Here is an 18,391-nt window from a genome sequence, read left to right as displayed (position 1 = left end):
GTAACCAGTATGGCGCGACCATCGTCGGGGGCCTTCCTCCCGCCGGCGTCAAAGGCGGAAACAGTCCCTCCACAGGCATCGTAGCGGGACTGGCATTTCGGCATGAACGACAGCGAATTGAGCCAGATCGTCGAACGGCACGCGCAATGGCTCGCCGGACGGCGCGGCGGCGTTCGCGCCGATTTCACCCTCGCCGACCTCAGCGGGCGCGATCTTTCCGGCATCGACCTGCGCGGCGCGAAGATCGCCGGCGCGAAGCTGAACGGCGCGCGGCTGGACGGGGCGAAGCTGCGCGGCGCGGACCTTTTCGCCGTCGACTTCACCGAATGCTCGCTCGATCGCGCGGACCTTTCGGAATCGGACATGCGGGGCGCGCGCCTGCACGGCGCGACCTTCATCGACGCCAATCTCCGCCGGGCCGACCTTCGGGACGGCACGCTGCTGACCGGGACCCGCAACGGCCAGGTCAACGTCCATGAACTGGACAGTTCCCGCATCGTGATCCGCCGCGCGATCCTGGCGCGGGCGGAACTGAGCGGGACGAAGCTGGCGCGGTCGGTGATCTCCCAGACCGACCTTTCCGGCGCGATCCTGCGGCGCGCCGACCTTCGCGACGCCGATCTGTCGGACAGCAACCTCCAGAACGCCGATTTGACCGAAGCCAACCTGACCAAGGCCAATCTGGCCGGCGCGCGGCTGGGCGGAGCGCGCCTGCGCGGGGCGCAGGTCGCCGGATGCTCGTTCCGGGGCGCGGATCTGATCGGCGTCGATCTCGCCGGCTGCGACCTCGCGTCGGCCGATACCGGCGGCGCGCAGTTCGCGAAGAATGTCGACACGCTGGGCGGCGAGCTTCATCGTGCGATCCTCGGCCACGAACGCTGGATCCGCACGCTGGGCCATCGTGGCGAACGCGCGGTGCTGGAAGGGGCGGACCTCCGCCGCGTCGACCTTCGGGGGGCGAACCTGTCCGGCGCCATCCTTAGGGGCGCCCAGATGGACCGGGCGGTGATGTTCCAGATCCAGCTCGTGATGGCGGACCTGGCGGGCGCGGTCCTCGAAGGGGCGAACCTGCTTGAGGCGAACCTGTCGGGCGCCAACCTTTCCCACGCCAATCTGGCGGGGGCGGACCTCACCAACGCAAGGCTGCATCCGGCCAAGCTGACGGACCAGCTTGGCGCGGACACCGGCAAGGTGCGACCAACCAGTCTGCGGAACGCCGACATGCGGCGAGCCCACCTTTCGGGCTGTGCGCTGACCGGCGCGGACATGACCGGCGTCAACCTGACATTGGCGGATCTGGACGGGGCCGATCTGACCGGCGCGGACCTGGCCGGCGCGGTCCTGGACGGCACCGGGCTGGAACCGGCCGTTTGCGCCTGAACGCTTCGCGGGCGGGATCGGCCCTGATAGGGTGAACTCGTTCCGGGGGCGGAACCAGGCGCGGGCGGGGGAAATGGGGGCGAGATGCGGTCTTCGGTCGATGATTTCATCGAAGGCGTCGCGCGAGCGGGTAGTCTGAAGGATATCCGCTCCGCGCTGGAGAAGCAGACGGAAGCTCTGGGCTTCGATCGGTACGCCTACCTGGTCGTGAGGCCGCCGGAGGGGCCGCGCGTCCCGTTCGTGCTGACCAACTATCCCGAGGAATGGGCCGACCGCTATGCCGAGCAGCGCTATGTGAGCGTCGACCCGATCATCCCGACAGCGGCGACCAGCATGGCGCCCTTCCGCTGGGAGGACATCCTCCGCCAGCCCCATGCCGGCGGCGCGCAAAAGATGATCATCAATGAGGCGACGGAGATCGGCCTGCGCAACGGCGTCACCGTGCCGATTCACGGCCCCGGCTCCGGCCTCGCCACGCTGAGCGTCGCGGCCGACGTTCCCCAGAGCCGGTTCGACGCGCTGTGGGCCCAGCGGCGGCACGAGCTGCATCTGGTGGCGGTCTACGCCCATGAACAGATCGTCCGCCATGTCTATTCCGACAAGAAGAAGCCGCTGTTCAAGCTGTCCCCGCGCGAGCGGGAATGCCTGCTGTGGACGTCGCGCGGCAAGACCGCCTGGGAGGTGTGCGAGATCCTGGGCATCTCCCACGAGACGGTGACCGACTACCTCAAGAGCGCCGCGCGCAAGCTGGGCGTCTACAGCAAGACCCATGCGGTCGTCCGCGCGATCATGCTGGGGCTGATCGTGCCCTGAAGGCCCCCGCGTCGGGCGATCGGTATGGACCTTGGGACCTCATGACAGTATGAGTGGCGGCCTTCCAGCCGATCCCGCCAGAGGTCCTTCACGATGATCCCCCGCTACAGCCGCGCCGAGATGACCCGAATCTGGGAGCCGGAGAACCGGTTCCGCATCTGGTTCGAGATCGAGGCCCATGCCTGCGACGCGCAGGCCGATCTGGGCGTCATCCCGAAATCGGCGGCGGAGGCCGTCTGGGCGCGCGGCAAGTTCGAGATCGACCGGATCGACGAGATCGAGCGCGAGACGAAGCACGACGTCATCGCCTTCCTGACCAATCTGGCGGAGCATGTCGGGCCGGAGGCGCGATTCGTCCATCAGGGCATGACCTCGTCGGACGTGCTGGACACGACCCTGTCGGTGCAGATGTCCCAGGCGGCGGATCTGCTGCTGGAGGATCTGGACCGCCTGCTGGCGGCGCTGAAGGCGCGCGCGATCGAGCACAAGGACACCGTCACGATCGGCCGCAGCCACGGCATCCATGCCGAGCCGACGACCTTCGGGCTGAAGCTGGCCGGCCACTACGCGGCCTTCAGGCGCAACCGGGAGCGGCTGGAGCAGGCGCGCGCCGACATCGCGACCTGCGCGATCTCCGGCGCGGTCGGCACCTTTGCCAACATCGACCCGCATGTGGAAGCCCATGTCGCGGAGAAGATGGGGCTGACGGTCGAGCCGATCTCCACCCAGGTGATCCCGCGCGACCGCCACGCCGCCTTCTTCGCCGTGCTGGGCGTCATCGCCGGGTCGGTGGAGAATCTGGCGACGGAGATCCGCCATCTCCAGCGGACGGAGGTGCGCGAGGCCGAGGAGTTCTTCTCCCCCGGCCAGAAGGGCTCGTCGGCCATGCCGCACAAGCGGAACCCGGTGCTGACGGAGAACCTGACGGGCCTCGCCCGGATCGTCCGGGCGGCGGTGGCCCCGGCGCTGGAGAACGTCACGCTGTGGCACGAGCGGGACATCAGCCATTCGTCGGTGGAGCGGGTGTTCGGCCCCGACGCCACAATCGCACTGGATTTCGCGCTGATGCGGCTGGCGGGCGTTATCGAGAAGCTGCTGGTCTATCCCGAAACCATGACGGCCAATCTGGAGCAGCTGGGCGGCTTGGTCTTCTCCCAGCGTGTGCTGCTGTCGCTGACGCAGGCCGGCATGTCGCGGGAGGACGCCTACAAGGCGGTCCAGCGCAACGCCATGCCGGTCTGGGAGGGCAAGGGCCAGTTCCTGGAGCTTCTGCAGGGCGACAAGGACATCGCGCGCTACATGACCGCCGACCAGCTTTCCCAGCTCTTCAACCTCGCCTACCACACCAAGCATGTCGACGCGGTGTTCGAGCGGGTGTTCGGGGACGCCGCCTGACCCTCAGTTCATCAGGATCGGCGGCGGCAGGGCGCGGAGGATGCTGCGGCGGTAGTCCATCTGCGCGCCCAGCGCGTCGAAGGCGTAGCGGTTGAAGCCGTCCCGGTAGAGCAGGATTCCGGCCACATCCTGCGGCGTGATCCGGAAGCGGTCGGCGAAGGCATCCTCAAGCCGATCTCGCACGATCGGGGAGGCGTCGGGGAAGGCGTTCCCGCCGAGATCGGGCGTCGTGGAGATGTAGACGTTGCCGCTGCGTCCGTCGCTGTTCCAGTCCGGCATCACCGTCACCGCGCCCAGCGCATGGACGATGGTCGCGACCAGCGAAGTCTCCGCCACCGGGACTGCGGCCGACATGAAGGTGTTGAAGCCGACCACCCCACCTTCGGCCAGGCATCGGTCGCGGATGGCGGCGAAGAATTCCGCCGTCACCAGATGGTCCGGGATGCCGTCGCCGGAGAAGAGGTCCATCAGCACCGCGTCGTAGCGGCGCGGGCAGTTGCGGGCGAAGATCCGGGCGTCTTGGCGGTAGATGTCGACCCTTCCTGCGTCGAACCCGAAATGCTCCACGGCGACCTCGACCACGCCGGGGTTGATCTCCACCACGTCAACGGCAAACCCGCGATCGACCAGTAGGTCCGGCGCGGCGCCCATGCCCAGCCCCAGGACGAGGATCGATTGGGGATCGGGATGGGCGAGCGCGATGCGCTCCAAGGCGTAGGCGAAGGCGACGGTGGGATGCCCCTCCCCGTCCTCCGCCCCCATGTTCATCCCGTCGGCGAACAGCACGCGCTGCGTGGCGTCCGAGATAGGGTTACGGCCGATATCCACCACCTTCAGGGTGGCGAGCGGTGTCGGCTCCACATCCACGATCCGGTAGCCGAGGTTCGGATGGCCGGCCAGCGCGGCCTGCGCCTCCTTCTGGAGCGTCCACGCGAATCCGCCCGCCGCCAGGGCGACGATGGAAAGGGTCGCGCAGAGGCTTCGCGTCTGCCGGGCGACGGGCCTTGCCGCGAGCGCCCAGGCCAGCGAGACGATGGCGAGAGCCCCGGCGACCAGCAGGTAGGAATCGAAATTCCGCAAATTGGGGATCAGGAGGAAGGCGGCCGCGAACACGCCCGCGACCGACCCGACCGTGGAGAAGGCGAAGACCGATCCCGACCCGGCGTCGCCACCCACTTGAGCCTCCGCCGCCACCAGAAGCGGGTTCATCGCCGAAAGCAGGACAAGGGCGGGGCCCAGGAGAAGCAGGCTGCCGGTCAGCGCGCCGGCGATCAGATGGGCGGACGCCAGGGCCGGCAGCGCCGTCGGATAGGCGAGCCCGGCCAGGACGAGGGCGATGCCGGCCGCCGCGGGGGCCATGCCGAACAGCCCCTCGGCCTCCGCCGGGGTTACGCGCCGTCCGACCCTGCCGCCGAGCCAGTAGCCGAGCGCGAGGCAGGCGAGCGTGACCGATAGGATGCCCGTCCAGATGAAGAGGCTGACGCCGAAATAGGGCGTCATGATCCGCGACGCGACGAGTTCCAGGGCCAGCGTCGCGCCGCCGGTCAGGAACAGTGCGGCCCGGCGCAATTCGTGGCGACGGAACGCCGTCACCGTCTTCTAGGATTTGATCTCTGTCATGATCTGCTCATGCGCGACGTGCAGAAGCTCGTCCATCATCTTGCGCAGGCGATGGTCGGACAGGTCGATCTTCTTCTCCTGAAGGTCGGCATAGACCTTGTCGTGGACATCGTCATCGCCGGGCTTGTCGATGTCGGAGATCACCACCTCCCGCGCATAGGCGTCGGCGTCCTTGGAGGCCATGCCCATCAGTTCGCCGGCCCACAGTCCCAGCAGCCTGTTGCGCCGGTTGCCGATCTTGAACAGCAGTTCCTGATCGTGCTGGTACTTCGCCTCGAAAGCCTTCTTGCGCTCGTCGAACGTGGTCATCCCGCTTCTTTCCTTCGAATGGCTTCGTATTGTCTGTCCGGAACTATTCACTCCTGAGATCATATATAGTCTGTCCGCGCAAAGAGGTCATGGGGAGACGGGGGCATGGCCTCATCGCATCGGTCCCATGCGCACCGACACGCGAGCGGTTGATTGAGCCCGGCCGCGGGACTTGCTATATCAGCGGACGAACGGGCGGCGCGGTGATAGAACGCAGCCGCCCCTTATCGTTGGAAGGCACGCATCATGAGCCGTCGCAGGCGGATTTACGAAGGCAAGGCGAAGGTTCTCTTCGAAGGACCGGAACCCGGCACGCTGGTGCAGTACTTCAAGGACGACGCGACCGCCTTCAACAACCAGAAGCGTGGCACGATCTCCGGCAAGGGCGTGCTGAACAATCGGATATCGGAATATCTGATGACGCGCCTCAACGATATCGGGGTGCCCACTCACTTCATGCGGCGCCTCAACATGCGCGAACAACTCGTTTACGAAGTTGAGATCATTCCGATCGAGGTGGTGGTCCGGAACGTCGCCGCCGGCAGCATCTCCAAGCGGTTCGGCATCGCGGAGGGCACCTCCCTGCCCCGCTCCATCATCGAGTATTATTACAAGTCCGACGATCTGGGCGACCCGATGGTGACGGAGGAGCACATCACCGCCTTCGGCTGGGCCGCCCCGCAGGATCTGGACGACATGATGTCGCTGACCCTTCGGATCAACGACTACCTGTCGGGCCTTTTCCTTGGCATCGGTCTGAAGCTGGTGGACTTCAAGCTGGAGTTCGGGCGGCTCTATAACGAGCATGGCGACATGCGAATCGTGCTGGCCGACGAGATCAGCCCGGACAATTGCCGTTTGTGGGACGTGACCACGAACGAGAAGATGGACAAGGATCGTTTCCGCCACGATCTGGGGAAGGTCGAGGACGCCTATCGCGAGGTCGCGCGGCGTCTGGGCATCCTTCCCGAGGGCGACGTGACGGAAATCCGCCTGGAAGGCAAGGAAGGTCAGGCCGCGTCGTGAAGGCTCGCGTTGAAATCACACTGAAGAACGGCGTCCTGGACCCCCAGGGCCGCGCCATCGGCAATGCGCTGCGGGGCCTGGGCTTCGACGGCGTCGGCGAGGTCCGGCAGGGCAAGCTGATCGAGCTGGACGTCGAGGAGACCGATCCCGCCAAGGCGCGAGAGCGGGTCGAGGCGATGTGCCGGACCCTGCTGGTCAACCCGGTGATCGAGAGCTACGCGATCCACGTTGGCTGACGGAAGCCGACCTTCCCCGACGACCGCCGACCGCGCCGCGGCGCTGCACGAGGACATCGCCGCGCTGGCGGCGGCGGAGCCGCTGTTCGCGAAGGCGGCGCAGGCCGCCGGCGATTTCGACATTCCGCTGCGGCCGTCCGGATTCGGGACGCTGCTTCACATCATCCTGGAACAGCAGGTGTCGACGGCGTCCGCCGCCGCGATGTGGCGGCGTCTGAAGGAGACCGTGTCTCCCCTGACGCCCGAAAGCTTCCTGGCCGTCGAGGACGATGCGCTGAAGGCGTGCGGGTTCAGCCGGCAGAAGACCGCCTATGGCCGCGCGCTCGCTGCCGCGCTGGCGGAGGGCCGGCTGGAACTGGACGCGCTCGACCATCTGGAGGACGAGGTCGTCATCGAGGCACTGTGCCGGATGAAGGGCATCGGCCAGTGGAGCGCGGAGAACTATCTTCTCTGGGCGCTGGGCCGGCGGGACGTGCTGCCGGCGGCCGACCTCGCGCTGCTGGTCGGCTGGCAATGGCTGGCCGGGCTGGATCGTCGGCCGACCGCCGACGAGCTGCGCACCGAGGCCAATCGCTGGCGCCCCCGACGCACGGCCGCCAGCCTGCTTCTCTGGCGCTATTACATCGCCTGTCAGTCAGACCGAAAAGCCGGGGCGGCCATGCTTGCCAACCCCGCCCTGGAGGGCTAAACCGCGCCCATGAAAGCCGCCGTCATCGTCTTCCCCGCCTCCAATTGCGACCGTGACATAGCCGACGCGCTGCACCGCGCCACGGGCAGGCCTCCGGCCATGATCTGGCACGGCGATTCAGACCTCCCGAAGCTGGACCTGATCGTGATCCCCGGCGGCTTTTCCTACGGCGACTATCTGCGCGCCGGGGCCATGGCCGCCCATTCGCCGGTCCTGCAGGAGATCAAGGCTCGCGCCGAACAGGGCGTGGCCGTGCTGGGCGTCTGCAATGGTTTCCAGGTGCTGACGGAATCGGGGCTGTTGCCGGGCGCGCTGATGCGCAACGCCAGCCTGAAATACATCCACCGCAGCGTCCCCCTGCGCGTGGAGGGGACGAACAGCATCTTCACCGCGCGCTACAAGCCGGACCAGACCATCAACCTGCCGATCGCCCACCATGACGGCAACTATTTCGCCGACAAGGACACGCTGCGGCGGCTGGAGGGCGAAGGCCAGGTCGCGTTCCGCTATCTCGACAACCCGAACGGATCGATGAACGACATTGCCGGCCTCTACAACGACCGCCGCAACGTGCTGGGCATGATGCCCCATCCGGAGCGCGTCTCCGACCCCGCACTGGGCAGCATCCACGGCAAGCCGATGTTCGATGCGCTGGTGGAGGCTTTGTCGTGAACGCGCCGATCGCCAGGGAACCCGCCGTGACGCCCGAGTTGGCGGCGCAGCACGGCATGAGCGCCGACGAATACGCGCTGATGCTGGAGATCATGGGCCGGACGCCGACCCTGACGGAGTTCGGCATCTTCTCCGTCATGTGGTCGGAGCACTGCTCCTACAAATCCTCCAAGAAATGGCTGAAGACCCTGCCGACGACGGCCCCCTGGGTCATCTGCGGCCCGGGAGAGAATGCCGGGGTCATCGACATCGGCGACGGCCAGGCCTGCATCTTCAAGATGGAGAGCCACAACCATCCTTCCTTCATCGAGCCCTATCAGGGCGCGGCGACGGGGGTCGGCGGCATCCTGCGCGACGTGTTCACCATGGGCGCGCGGCCGGTGGCGAACATGAACGCGCTGCGCTTCGGCAGCCCCGACCATCCCAAGACGCGCCATCTGCTGGCCGGCGTCGTTGCCGGGATCGGCGGCTACGGCAATTGCGTGGGCGTGCCGACGGTGGGCGGGGAAACGAATTTCCACGCCGCCTATAACGGCAACATCCTGGTCAACGCCATGACCGTGGGCCTGGCGCCGGCGGACAGGATCTTCTATTCGGCCGCCGCCGGCATCGGCAACCCGATCGTCTATGTCGGCTCCAAGACCGGGCGCGACGGCATCCATGGCGCGACCATGGCCTCGGCCGAATTCTCCGAGGATTCCGAGGAGAAGCGGCCGACGGTCCAGGTCGGAGACCCGTTCACGGAGAAGTTGCTGATCGAGGCGTGCCTGGAACTGATGGCGACGGACGCGATCGTCGCCATCCAGGACATGGGCGCGGCCGGCCTCACCTCCTCCTCCGTGGAAATGTCCGACAAGGGCGGGTGCGGCATCGAGCTTGACCTCGACCACGTGCCCCAGCGGGAAACCGGCATGACTCCCTATGAGATCATGCTGTCTGAGAGCCAGGAGCGGATGCTCATGGTCCTCAAGCCCGGCCGCGAGGATGAAGCCCGCGCGATCTTCGAGAAGTGGGAGCTGGATTTCGCCGTCATCGGCCGGGTCACCGACACCGGCCATCTGGTGCTGAAGATGAACGGCGAAGTGGCCGCCGACATCGAAGTGAAGCCGCTGGTCGGCAACGCCCCGGAATATGACCGGCCGTGGGAGCCGACGCCGCCACAGGCGGATGTCCCGGCGGCGGAAATCCCCCTGCCCGGCCCGCTGGACGAGGTACTGACGAAGCTGGTCGGCTGTCCGGATATCGCGTCGAAGGCGTGGATCTGGGAGCAGTATGACGGCACCGTCATGGGCGACACCGTCGCGGCCTCCGGCGGCGATGCGGCCATCGTGCGCGTCCATGGCGGGCGCAAGGCGCTGGCGATCACCACCGACTGCACGCCCCGCTATGTCGCGGCCGACCCCAAGCGGGGCGGCGCGCAGGCAGTCGCGGAGGCGTGGCGGAACCTGACGGCGGTCGGGGCCCGGCCCCTGGCGATCACCGACAACATGAATTTCGGCAATCCGGAGAAGCCCCGGATCATGGGGCAGTTCGTCGGCGCCATCCAGGGCATGTCCGACGCCTGCCGAGTGCTGGACTTCCCCGTCGTCTCCGGCAATGTCTCGCTCTATAACGAGACCAATGGCGAGGCCATCCTGCCGACCCCGGCGATCGGCGCGGTCGGCCTGCTGGACGATCTCAGCCACCGGGCAGGGATCGCCTTCATCAGCGAAGGCGACGATATCGTCCTTATCGGCGAAACCGGCGGACATCTGGGTGCGTCGCTCTATCTGCGCGAGATCCATGGGCGGGAAGACGGGCCGCCGCCGCCGGTCGATCTCGACGCTGAACGGCGCAATGGCGACTTCGTCCGGAACCGCATCGCCCACGGCGCGGTCGGCGCCTGCCACGACCTCAGCGATGGCGGCCTTCTGGTCGCCGTGGCGGAAATGGCGATGGCGAGTGGGATGGGCGCATCGCTGGACATCGCCTGCGAGGCCGGGGAGCTGTTCGGGGAAGATCAGGGCCGCTACGTCGTGACCGCCCGCGACGGCCGCGAGGTTCTGAGTGCCGCCCGCGAGGCCGGTGTGCCGGCACGGATCATCGGGACGACCGGCGGGGCCGCGTTGACAGTGAAGGGTCAAACGGCCATATCGGTGGAAGAGTTGAAGCGTGTCAACGAAGCGTGGTTGCCTGCGCTGATGAACTAGCAAGGACAGGATCGCGTCGCGTCATGGCCATGGACCCCGCTGAAATCACCCGCCTGATCAAGGACGGCATTCCCGACGCGGACATCCGGATCGAGGATCTGCGCGGCGACGGCGACCATTACGCCGCCTATGTCGTCAGCGCCTCGTTCACCGGAAAGACGCGCGTCCAGCAGCACCAGATGGTCTATCAGGCGCTTCAGGGCCGCATGGGGAACGAACTCCACGCCCTGGCGCTCCAGACCTCCGCCCCCGACGCCTGAGGATATCGAATATGACGACCACCATGGAAAACCCGGTTTTCGAGCGTATCCGCAACGAGGTCGGCCAGAACGACGTCGTGCTCTACATGAAGGGAACGCCCGTCTTCCCGCAATGCGGCTTCTCCGCCGCCACCGTCCAGGTGCTGACCCATCTGGGGGTGCAGTTCAAGGGCGTGGACGTGCTGATGGACCCCAGCCTGCGACAGGGCATCAAGGATTATTCAAGCTGGCCGACCATTCCCCAGCTTTATGTGAAAGGGGAATTCGTGGGCGGTTGCGATATCGTCCGCGAGATGTACCAGACCGGCGAACTGTCCGAGCTGATGAGCAGCAAGGGCGTCAGCGTTCAGCCTCAGGGATGATCGCCGCAGCATTCTGATCCGACCGGGGCGGCCTTCACGGCCGCCCTTTCCTGTTCCGCAAAGCTTCGTGTCGCCGCAGATGAGCCAGACCATGGTGGGAGGAAGCCCGTCGTCGAACGCTTCCCGTGAATCGATGCTCGGCCTCGCCTATGCGCTGGGGGCTTTCCTGCTGTGGGGCGTCGCGCCGATCTACTTCAAGGCCGTCGGCGCAGCCAACCCCGTGGAGATACTGGCCCATCGCGTCGTCTGGACCGCGATCATGATGATCGGTCTGATCTACGGCCTGGGTAAGACGGACGCGGTGATGGATGTGCTGCGCCAACCGCGCCGGCTGCCGATCTACGCCCTGTCGACGGTGCTGATCTCCATCAACTGGCTGACCTACATCTACGCCATCAGCATCGACCATCTGGTCGACGCAAGCCTGGGTTACTACATCAACCCGCTGGTCAACGTGCTGCTGGGCATGATGTTCCTGTCGGAGAAGCTGAACCGCTGGCAGGGGCTGGCGGTGGCGCTGGCCGGCATCGGCGTTGGCTATCAGCTTGTGGCCTATGGCGAGGTGCCGTGGATCTCCCTGACGCTCGCCTTCTCCTTCGGCTTCTACGCTCTGGTGCGGAAGAAGGCGAAGGTCGATCCTCTGGCCGGGCTGCTGGTCGAGACGCTGCTGCTGACGCCGGTGGGGCTGATCTACCTGTTCTGGCTGGGAAGCCAGGATGCGGGGCAGTTCGTCGCGGGCGGCTGGTGGATGAGCGTACTGCTGATCGCCTCCGGTATCGTCACCGGCCTGCCGCTGATCCTCTTCATGTTCGGCGCGCAGCGGCTGACGCTCTCCACCATCGGCCTCATGCAATATATCGCGCCGACCATCCAGCTTGTGCTGGCGGTCGCGATCTTCGGGGAGCCCTTCTCTCCCGCGACCATGGTGACCTTCGCCTTCATCTGGCTCGGGCTGGTCATCTATAGCTGGGACGCCTTCGGAACCTACCGGCGAGCGCGCAGGACGGCGTAGCGCCGCGATAGCGAGCGCGGTCCCGGCTTCAATCGACGCCGCATGGATGCTGGATCAAATCCAGCATGACATTGTTTTTTATTGGTCATTCCGGACCGCGATCCGGAATCCATAGACCCTTGCCACTTCACCGGCGGAGAAGAACGGGCGCGGATGGCGGCCCTCCGGAAACAAAAAACGGCGCGACGGTTGGTCCGTCGCGCCGCTCTTTCAGCGTCTCCCGATCAGCGGGAGTAGAACTCGACCACCAGGTTCGGTTCCATCTGGACCGGGTAGGGCACGTCGGCGAGCTGCGGCGCGCGGACGTAGGTTCCCTTCATGTCCTTATGGTCGACATCGACATAATCGGGCAGGTCGCGTTCGGCCGAGCTGACGCCTTCCAGGACGACCGGAAGCTCACGGGACTTCTGCTTGATCTCGATCACATCGCCGTCCTTGACCTGGTAGGAGGGGATGTTGAGACGCTTGCCATTGACCAGGATGTGGCCGTGATTGACCAACTGACGGGCGGCGAAGACGGTCGGGACGAACTTCATCCGATAGACCACGGCGTCCAGCCGGCGCTCCAGCAGGCCGATCAGGTTCTCGCCGGTGTCGCCGCGACGGCGGACGGCTTCCTGATAATATTTGTGGAACTGCTTCTCGCCGATATTGCCGTAATAGCCCTTCAGCTTCTGCTTGGCCATCAGCTGCGTGCCGAAATCTGTCGGCTTCTTACGGCGCTGGCCGTGCTGGCCGGGACCATACTCACGGCGGTTGATCGGGCTCTTCGGCCGGCCCCAGAGGTTGACGCCGAGGCGGCGGTCGATCTTGTGCTTGGAATTCGCGCGCTTGCTCATACTTCTTCCAATGATGAAAGCCCCCGAAACGGAGGCCATTGTTGTCCCAATAGTTCCGAGACATCTTTCGTCCGGACGGGGAAACGGCTTCGCGGGCCCGTCAATGGAGCCCGGGGCCGTCCCCACCTTCTTGGGAAGGACGCGGGACTATACCCACCAACGCCACGATGTCAAACGTTGCCTGCGCGCGGTGGTGTCCCAGTTTGAACCTTCAGCCGGGCTCGGCGGCTCGCCTGTTCATGAGCGATCAGAACCTGTTGTGAAGGCGTGGTTAGATCCGGTTGGCATCGTCAGTCCGTTGGCTGCCGGCCGTCGTACCCCTGGATTATCACAATGTCCGAAAGGGCTGATTCAGTGCGGTGAGGCTTAGCCGCCGAATATTCGGTGGAGCGATAACAGGCCATCGCAGTCGCATAGTCCTTGAATTCGATCACCGCGATCCGACCGCGCAATTTGCCTTCCACAGCCTCCTGATCGCCGCCGCGAACCAGGAACCTGGCCCCGTATTTGCGGAATGCAGGCGCGTTCTCTCGAAGATATTGCTTATAGCGTTCAGGGTCGTTCACATCGACCGACGCTACCCAGTAGCCTTTTTTGGCCATCGGCTTCTCCTATGCCCTCCGGTAAGCATATGGGAGGTCGCGCGGGATTCGAGAGGCCGGTCAATTTCAAACTGAGATACTACCCTTCACGCCTCAGCCTTCGCCCTTGGAGGTGCGGGGCCGGCCGTCCAGTCGGCGGCCGGACAAAGCGGTGATGACGCCGTGGAGGGTCCGCACTTCCTGGTCGGTGAGGTCCGCCCGCTGGAGCATGTTGCGCAGATTGCGGACCATGGACGGCCGCTTGGCTGCGACATGGAAGAACTCCGCCGCGTCCAGTTCCTGCTCCAGATGGTGGAAGAGGTTGACCAGTTCATCCTTCGTCGCCGGCGCGCGGCCGGCGTCGCTGAGGCTTCGGCCCGGCGTATCGTCGGCGGCGGTGAACCATTCATAGCCGATCAGCAGCACCGCCTGAGCGAGGTTCAGTGAGGTGAAGCCGGGATTGAGCGGCACGTTCAGGAGCGCGTCGGCCAGCGCCAAATCGTCATTCTCCAGCCCCGTCCGCTCCCGGCCGAAAAGCACGCCGCAGGGGCCGATTTCGGCCGCCGCCCGCATCTCCGCAGCCGCCTGGCGAGGCGTCACCACCGGCTTCACCATATAGCGCTGCCGGGCGGTGGTGGCGTAGACGCGGGTGAGATCGGCGACCGCATCCTCCGTACGGTCATAGAGGCGGGCATTGTCGATCACGACATCCGCGCCGGAGGAGGCGCGCACGGCCTTGGGGTTCGGCCAGCCATCCCTGGGCCGCACCAGCCGCAGGTCGGTGAGGCCGCAATTCAGCATGGCGCGGGCGGCCGTGCCAATATTCTCCCCAAGCTGGGGGTCGACCAGGATGATTGCCGGTCCGCCCAGCGTCGGTGTCTTGGTGGAATCCGTGCCGGCCATCAGGCTTCCCGCCGGTCCAGCGCGCGCATGAGATAATCCTTCTGGGTGTCGCTGAGGGCGTCGAGCTGCCGCCGGTCGATCCGGGTTCCGGAATCGATGGCGGCGCCCGGCCAGTCGGACGGCGCGTCCGGCTCATCGGTGAAGGAAACGCCGAACAGGCTGGCTCCCCGGAAATCCGCGCCGCGCAGGTCGCAGCCCCGGAAGTCCGCTCCTTCAAGGTCGGCGTCGAGGAAGGTCGCGCCGGAGAGGTCCGCTCGCTGCATATGCGCGTTCGACAGGTTGGCGCCCGTGAAGTCGGCCTTCGCCAGATCGGCGCGCAGGAAGGAGGCGTTCCGCAACAGCGCGCCTGCCGCTTTCAGCCCCTTCAGCTCCATCCGGTCGGCCGTCATGGATAGGAGGTCCCGGCCCGAGAAGTCCCGCGCCTGGATCAGCCTGCGAAGCTCCAGCTTCTTCACGTTGGCGGCGATGTAGCGTTCTTCCCGCCACGGATCGGCGTTGTTGTGATAGCCGCTTTCGGCCTCCCAATAGCCCAGCCGGTCCTCCGCCAGCAATTCGATCGCCTCCAGCCATTTGACGCTCTTGTAGAAATACCGGCCGGGCACGACCATGCGGACGGGTCCACCATGTTCGGTCGCCAGCGGTTCGCCCTCATAGGCGAAGACGACGATCGCGCCGAGATCGAGCGCGTCGGCGAGCGTCAGCGAAGTGGAATGCCCGCGACCGCTGCGCGCGCGGAAGGAAAGGAATCTGGCGTCGGGCAGCGGCCCGGCCTCCACCAGCAGATCAGCCAGAAGAATGCCGGTGAAGCGGGCATCGTATTTCGACCAGCGGGTGACGCAATGGATGTCGAGCGTGAAGTCGCGGAGCACCCTGCCCTTCAGCTCCTCAAGCTTCCACGAAACCGGCGTCCGCACCCGGCCATCGATCGAGACCGTCCACGGGGCGTCGGAGGTGCGGGGCGCATCCTCCCCCACTACCGGCCAACGGCGGGCGGGCAGCAGCGCCTGGTTGGGCGGCAGGCGCGGCCGCGTCGATCCATCGGCCATGGCGATCAGACCTTCGCCACGCCGTCGTGGAACAGCTTATAGGTGAAGCTGTCGCCCAGCGCGTCGAACGAGGCGTCGATGACGTTGGTGGAGACGCCGATCGTCGACCAGCGATCCCCATTGCCGTTGGCGCTTTCGATCAACACGCGCGGCATGGCGCCCGACGCGTCGGTCGCCTTCAGGATGCGCACGCGGTAATCGACCAGACGCAGCCCCTTCAGCGCGGGATAGGATGGCTCCAGCGCCTTCCGCAGCGCGAGGTCGATGGCGTTCACCGGCCCGTTGCCTTCGGCGACCGTGTGGCGGATATCGTTGCCGACGCGGACCTTGACGCTGGCTTCGGATTCCGTGACCAGTTCGCCCCGCGCGTTGAACCGCCGCTCGTCGGTGACGGAGAAGCGCTTCAGCTCGAAATAGTCCGGCACCTGGCCGAGGGTGCGCCTCGCCAGAAGCTCGAAGCTCGCCTCCGCGCCGTCATAGGCGTAGCCCTCGAACTCCCGCGCCTTGACGAGATCGACCAGCTTCCTGACGCCGCGATCTTTCGGGTCGACCTCGATCCCGATCTCCTTCAGCCGCGCCAGCACGTTGGCCCGGCCGGCCTGGTCGGAAACGATGATATGGCGCCGGTTGCCGACCGTTTCAGGCGGCACATGCTCATAGGAGCGGGGGTCCTTGGCGACGGCGGAGACGTGGAGCCCGCCCTTATGGGCGAAGGCGCTTTCGCCGACATAGGGCGCGTTCCGCGACGGCGCGCGGTTCAGATGCTCATCGAACCAGCGCGACAGATGGGTCAGCGATTTTAGCCCCTCCTCCGTCACGCCCGTCTCATAACCCATCTTCAGCATCAGCGACGGGATGAGGGAGATCAGGTTGGCGTTGCCGCAGCGTTCGCCCAGCCCGTTGATCGTGCCCTGCACCTGGCGCACCCCCGCCCGCACGGCGGCGAGGCTGTTGGCGACCGCATTCTCCGTATCGTTGTGCGCATGGATGCCCAGCCGGTCGCCGGGGATGTGTCGGATGACCTCCCCCACGATCCTCTCGATCTCGTCGGGCAGCGTGCCGCCATTGGTGTCGCAGAGGACGACCCAGCGTGCGCCCGCCTCGTAGGCCGCCTTGGCGCAGGCCAGCGCGTAGTCCGGATTGGCCTTGTAGCCGTCGAAGAAATGCTCGCAGTCGAACATCGCCTGGCTCTTGCGGCGCGCGGCCTCGGCAATGCTGGAACCGATCAATTCCAGATTCTGGTCGCGCGGGATGCCCAGCGCGACATCGACATGGAAGTCCCAGGTCTTGCCGACCATGCAGACGGCGTCGACCCTGGCATCCAGCAGGGCCGATAGCCCCGGATCGTTGGCCGCCGACCGGCCGGGGCGCTGGGTCATGCCGAAGGCGGTGAAGATGGATCGCTCCAGCGCCGGCGGTTCGGCGAACAGCCTGTCGTCGGTCGGGTTGGCGCCGGGCCAGCCGCCCTCGACATAGTCGATGCCGAGCCGGTCCAGCTCTCGCGCGATCTCGATCTTGTCGGCGACGGTGAAATCGACGCCTTGCGTCTGGGCGCCGTCGCGCAGCGTGGTGTCGAAAAGGTAGACGCGGTTATCGTCGGTCATGGCGGAACATTCTGTGCTTCATCGGCCCGCCGCGCGGGCCGTCGGGATCATCCGGCCCGGCGCCATTCCGTGACGCCGCCGGGCTTGTCTTCCAAGACTATTCCCCTCTCGGCGAGGGTGTCCCTAATTCGATCCGCCTCCGCGAAATCCCGCCGCGCCCGCGCCGCAAGGCGCTCGGCGATCAGCGCGTCGATGACCGTCTTGTCATCGTCGGACGTGCCGCCCCTGAACCATTGCGCGGAATCGAGCGAAAGGACGCCGAGCAATTCCGCATTGCGCAGGAACGGTCCCTTCAGCGCCGGAAGGCCGGCCTCCTCCGCGCCGATCACGGCGTCGGCCTGCCGGTCGATTGTGGCGAAGGCCAGGGCGGTGTTGAGGTCGTCGTCCAGCGCGTCGCAGAGCGCCCGTTCATCGGTGTCGGCGGCGTCAGTTGCCTCAACGCTCTCCAGCCGCGCCTTGGCGCGGTACCAGCGGTCCAGCCGCGCCTTCGCCTCGCGCAGCGACGCCCGGGTGAAATCCAGCGGCTGGCGATAATGGATGGACAGAAGCGCGAGGCGAAGCGCCTCCCCCGGCCAGCCTTCCTCCAGCAACTGGCGCACGGTGTAGAAGTTGCCCAGGCTCTTGGACATCTTCTCGCCCTCGGCCATCAGATAGCCGTTGTGCATCCAGTAGTTGGCCATCCGATCCGTGCCGTGGGCGCACCGGCTCTGCGCGATCTCGTTCTCATGGTGGGGGAAGATCAGATCCTGCCCGCCGCCATGGATGTCGAATTCCGTCCCCAGATGTTCGCCTGCCATGGCGGAGCATTCGATATGCCAGCCCGGACGCCCCCTCCCCCACGGGCTGTCCCAGCCCGGCTGGTCGCCGGCGGACGGCTTCCACAGCACGAAATCCGCCGGGTCCTTCTTGTAGGAGGCGACATCGACCCGCGCCCCGGCGATCTGCTCGTCCCGGCTGTTGCCGGACAGGCGGCCATAGTCCGGCATCGAGGGAACGTGGAACAGCACGTGCCCGTCGGCCTCATAGCCATGTCCGCCCTTGATCAGCCGTTCGATCATCGCGATCATCCGGCCGATATGGTCGGTCGCGCGCGGCTCGATATCGGGCGGCAGCGCGCCCAGCGCCGCCATGTCCTCGTGGTAGGCACGGGTCGTGCGCTCCGTGATCGCGCCGATCGGCTCCCCGCTTTTGCGCGCGGCGTCGATGATCTTGTCGTCGACATCGGTGATGTTGCGGACATAGGTCACATGGTCCGCGCCGTAATGCTGCCGTAGCAGGCGGGCCAGAACGTCGAACACCACGACCGGCCGCGCATTGCCGATATGGGCGTAGTCGTAGACGGTGGGCCCGCACACGTAGAGCCGGACGTTCGACGGATCGATCGGCCTGAATTCCCGCTTCCTGCGGGACAGCGTGTCGTGGATCTTCAGCGTCACTTGATTTGCCCTGCGCGCCC

Annotated in this window: 19 protein-coding genes; 11 read left to right on the top strand and 8 right to left on the bottom strand. The window is 66.2% G+C overall.

Annotated elements, in window-relative coordinates; genetic code table 11:
- Positions 1–102 precede the first annotated feature (102 nt).
- The 3 genes from AAFN89_RS08545 (at position 103) to purB (ending at position 3,588) form a co-directional block, all read left to right on the top strand.
- Positions 103–1,380 carry a pentapeptide repeat-containing protein gene (locus tag AAFN89_RS08545; protein WP_347537991.1) on the top strand — a complete coding sequence of 426 codons (1,278 nt, stop codon included), beginning with the start codon at positions 103–105 and terminating at the stop codon, positions 1,378–1,380.
- Between the two features lie 84 nt (positions 1,381–1,464).
- The gene (locus AAFN89_RS08540; protein WP_347537989.1) at positions 1,465–2,193 is read left to right on the top strand and encodes a LuxR family transcriptional regulator; all 729 of its coding nucleotides are present in this window, start codon (positions 1,465–1,467) and stop codon (positions 2,191–2,193) included.
- A 93-nt stretch (positions 2,194–2,286) separates the two neighbouring features.
- The gene (gene purB / locus AAFN89_RS08535) at positions 2,287–3,588 is read left to right on the top strand and encodes an adenylosuccinate lyase (protein WP_347537987.1); all 1,302 of its coding nucleotides are present in this window, start codon (positions 2,287–2,289) and stop codon (positions 3,586–3,588) included.
- Positions 3,589–3,591: 3 nt separating this feature from the next.
- On the opposite strand, the gene AAFN89_RS08530 is transcribed toward purB, so the two are convergent.
- Both AAFN89_RS08530 and AAFN89_RS08525 read right to left on the bottom strand, forming a co-directional pair.
- Positions 3,592–5,181, bottom strand: coding sequence for a fused MFS/spermidine synthase (locus tag AAFN89_RS08530; protein WP_347537985.1), 1,590 nt, complete (start codon positions 5,179–5,181; stop codon positions 3,592–3,594).
- 6 nt (positions 5,182–5,187) lie between these two features.
- Positions 5,188–5,517 (bottom strand): DUF1476 domain-containing protein, encoded by a 330-nt coding sequence (locus AAFN89_RS08525; RefSeq protein ID WP_347537983.1) that lies wholly within the window; start codon positions 5,515–5,517, stop codon positions 5,188–5,190.
- 246 nt (positions 5,518–5,763) lie between these two features.
- On the opposite strand from AAFN89_RS08525, the gene purC reads away from it, so the two are divergent.
- The 8 genes from purC to rarD all read left to right on the top strand — a co-directional run bounded on the left by purC (position 5,764) and on the right by rarD (position 11,962).
- Positions 5,764–6,543, top strand: a complete 780-nt coding sequence (gene purC, locus AAFN89_RS08520) for a phosphoribosylaminoimidazolesuccinocarboxamide synthase (protein WP_347537981.1) — start codon at positions 5,764–5,766, stop codon at positions 6,541–6,543.
- Positions 6,540–6,779 carry a phosphoribosylformylglycinamidine synthase subunit PurS gene (gene purS / locus AAFN89_RS08515; protein WP_347537979.1) on the top strand — a complete coding sequence of 80 codons (240 nt, stop codon included), beginning with the start codon at positions 6,540–6,542 and terminating at the stop codon, positions 6,777–6,779. Before purC ends, purS begins: the two co-directional genes overlap by 4 nt.
- The gene (locus AAFN89_RS08510) at positions 6,772–7,467 is read left to right on the top strand and encodes a DNA-3-methyladenine glycosylase 2 family protein (protein ID WP_347537977.1); all 696 of its coding nucleotides are present in this window, start codon (positions 6,772–6,774) and stop codon (positions 7,465–7,467) included. Before purS ends, AAFN89_RS08510 begins: the two co-directional genes overlap by 8 nt.
- A gap of 9 nt (positions 7,468–7,476) precedes the next feature.
- Positions 7,477–8,139 carry a phosphoribosylformylglycinamidine synthase subunit PurQ gene (purQ, locus tag AAFN89_RS08505; RefSeq protein ID WP_347537975.1) on the top strand — a complete coding sequence of 221 codons (663 nt, stop codon included), beginning with the start codon at positions 7,477–7,479 and terminating at the stop codon, positions 8,137–8,139.
- A 56-nt stretch (positions 8,140–8,195) separates the two neighbouring features.
- Positions 8,196–10,328 (top strand): phosphoribosylformylglycinamidine synthase subunit PurL, encoded by a 2,133-nt coding sequence (gene purL, locus AAFN89_RS08500; protein ID WP_347538139.1) that lies wholly within the window; start codon positions 8,196–8,198, stop codon positions 10,326–10,328.
- 23 nt (positions 10,329–10,351) lie between these two features.
- Positions 10,352–10,588 (top strand): BolA family transcriptional regulator, encoded by a 237-nt coding sequence (locus AAFN89_RS08495; RefSeq protein ID WP_347537973.1) that lies wholly within the window; start codon positions 10,352–10,354, stop codon positions 10,586–10,588.
- Between the two features lie 23 nt (positions 10,589–10,611).
- Complete coding sequence (gene grxD, locus AAFN89_RS08490) at positions 10,612–10,950, top strand: Grx4 family monothiol glutaredoxin (protein WP_347538138.1); 339 nt, start codon at positions 10,612–10,614, stop codon at positions 10,948–10,950.
- A gap of 79 nt (positions 10,951–11,029) precedes the next feature.
- Positions 11,030–11,962 (top strand): EamA family transporter RarD, encoded by a 933-nt coding sequence (rarD, locus tag AAFN89_RS08485; RefSeq protein ID WP_347537970.1) that lies wholly within the window; start codon positions 11,030–11,032, stop codon positions 11,960–11,962.
- A 224-nt stretch (positions 11,963–12,186) separates the two neighbouring features.
- Here rarD and rpsD read toward each other — a convergent pair whose 3' ends face one another.
- The 6 genes from rpsD to cysS all read right to left on the bottom strand — a co-directional run bounded on the left by rpsD (position 12,187) and on the right by cysS (position 18,371).
- The gene (gene rpsD, locus AAFN89_RS08480) at positions 12,187–12,801 is read right to left on the bottom strand and encodes a 30S ribosomal protein S4 (protein WP_347537967.1); all 615 of its coding nucleotides are present in this window, start codon (positions 12,799–12,801) and stop codon (positions 12,187–12,189) included.
- Positions 12,802–13,091: 290 nt separating this feature from the next.
- Complete coding sequence (locus AAFN89_RS08475; RefSeq protein WP_347537964.1) at positions 13,092–13,403, bottom strand: DUF1330 domain-containing protein; 312 nt, start codon at positions 13,401–13,403, stop codon at positions 13,092–13,094.
- 93 nt (positions 13,404–13,496) lie between these two features.
- Entirely contained in the window at positions 13,497–14,285 is a 789-nt protein-coding gene (locus AAFN89_RS08470) for an RNA methyltransferase (protein ID WP_347537962.1), read from the bottom strand.
- The gene (locus AAFN89_RS08465) at positions 14,285–15,331 is read right to left on the bottom strand and encodes a molybdopterin-dependent oxidoreductase (protein ID WP_347537960.1); all 1,047 of its coding nucleotides are present in this window, start codon (positions 15,329–15,331) and stop codon (positions 14,285–14,287) included. The genes AAFN89_RS08470 and AAFN89_RS08465 overlap by 1 nt, the downstream gene beginning before the upstream one ends.
- Positions 15,332–15,336: 5 nt before the next feature.
- Positions 15,337–16,935, bottom strand: a complete 1,599-nt coding sequence (gene cimA, locus AAFN89_RS08460; RefSeq protein ID WP_347537958.1) for a citramalate synthase — start codon at positions 16,933–16,935, stop codon at positions 15,337–15,339.
- A 47-nt stretch (positions 16,936–16,982) separates the two neighbouring features.
- A complete protein-coding gene (gene cysS, locus AAFN89_RS08455) occupies positions 16,983–18,371 on the bottom strand; it encodes a cysteine--tRNA ligase (RefSeq protein WP_347537956.1) in 1,389 nt (462 codons plus the stop codon).
- Between the last annotated feature and the right edge of the window lie 20 nt (positions 18,372–18,391).

It is taken from the genome of Inquilinus sp. CAU 1745, from assembly GCF_039839375.1.
Taxonomy (GTDB): domain Bacteria; phylum Pseudomonadota; class Alphaproteobacteria; order DSM-16000; family Inquilinaceae; genus JBDOQU01.
Note: the sequence above shows the minus strand (reverse complement) of the source record. Positions and strands in the feature narration are given on the sequence as shown.

Bases quoted from the DNA above. Each gene is read 5' to 3' on its own strand.
- AAFN89_RS08545 (WP_347537991.1), top strand. From the start codon at position 103: ATGAACGACAGCGAATTGAGCCAGATCGTCGAACGGCACGCGCAATGG.
- AAFN89_RS08540 (WP_347537989.1), top strand. From the start codon at position 1,465: ATGCGGTCTTCGGTCGATGATTTCATCGAAGGCGTCGCGCGAGCGGGT.
- purB (WP_347537987.1), top strand. From the start codon at position 2,287: ATGATCCCCCGCTACAGCCGCGCCGAGATGACCCGAATCTGGGAGCCG.
- AAFN89_RS08525 (WP_347537983.1), bottom strand. From the start codon at position 5,517: ATGACCACGTTCGACGAGCGCAAGAAGGCTTTCGAGGCGAAGTACCAG.
- purC (WP_347537981.1), top strand. From the start codon at position 5,764: ATGAGCCGTCGCAGGCGGATTTACGAAGGCAAGGCGAAGGTTCTCTTC.
- purQ (WP_347537975.1), top strand. From the start codon at position 7,477: ATGAAAGCCGCCGTCATCGTCTTCCCCGCCTCCAATTGCGACCGTGAC.
- purL (WP_347538139.1), top strand. From the start codon at position 8,196: ATGAGCGCCGACGAATACGCGCTGATGCTGGAGATCATGGGCCGGACG.
- AAFN89_RS08495 (WP_347537973.1), top strand. From the start codon at position 10,352: ATGGCCATGGACCCCGCTGAAATCACCCGCCTGATCAAGGACGGCATT.
- grxD (WP_347538138.1), top strand. From the start codon at position 10,612: ATGGAAAACCCGGTTTTCGAGCGTATCCGCAACGAGGTCGGCCAGAAC.
- rarD (WP_347537970.1), top strand. From the start codon at position 11,030: ATGAGCCAGACCATGGTGGGAGGAAGCCCGTCGTCGAACGCTTCCCGT.
- rpsD (WP_347537967.1), bottom strand. From the start codon at position 12,801: ATGAGCAAGCGCGCGAATTCCAAGCACAAGATCGACCGCCGCCTCGGC.
- AAFN89_RS08475 (WP_347537964.1), bottom strand. From the start codon at position 13,403: ATGGCCAAAAAAGGCTACTGGGTAGCGTCGGTCGATGTGAACGACCCT.
- AAFN89_RS08470 (WP_347537962.1), bottom strand. From the start codon at position 14,285: ATGGCCGGCACGGATTCCACCAAGACACCGACGCTGGGCGGACCGGCA.
- AAFN89_RS08465 (WP_347537960.1), bottom strand. From the start codon at position 15,331: ATGGCCGATGGATCGACGCGGCCGCGCCTGCCGCCCAACCAGGCGCTG.
- cimA (WP_347537958.1), bottom strand. From the start codon at position 16,935: ATGACCGACGATAACCGCGTCTACCTTTTCGACACCACGCTGCGCGAC.